Raw genomic sequence first — 334 nt, 5'->3', positions numbered from 1 at the left:
CCTTCCATCTGTAGTAGAAGTAACATTAGAAGATGGAAGTACTGTAAATGCAAATGTAACCTGGGATACATCAAGCTATAATGGAAGTACAGCAGGAACATATACACTAACAGGAACGATAGTAAATCCAACGAACGTAACAAACACAGGAAGTAAGACTGCGTCAATGAAGGTAACAGTGCAGGCAGCAGTACCTGTAACAAAGAACATAAGTTCAGTAGGAACAATAGAAGATAAAACAGTAGCAAATGGAACAACAGTAGATTTATTAAATCTTCCATCTGTAGTAGAAGTAACATTAGAAGATGGAAGTACTGTAAATGCAAATGTAACC

1 protein-coding gene is annotated in these 334 nt (G+C 36.5%); it reads left to right on the top strand.

Translation table 11 applies throughout. The features are described from left to right. The coding region (locus tag P8V03_RS19125; protein ID WP_318799388.1) for an Ig-like domain-containing protein at positions 1–334 on the top strand (334 nt) is incomplete at both ends.

Origin of the sequence: Clostridium tanneri, assembly GCF_033659955.1 — a bacterium.
Lineage (GTDB): Bacteria > Bacillota > Clostridia > Clostridiales > Clostridiaceae > Clostridium_AM > Clostridium_AM tanneri.
This window is presented reverse-complemented; position numbering and strand designations above follow the sequence as displayed.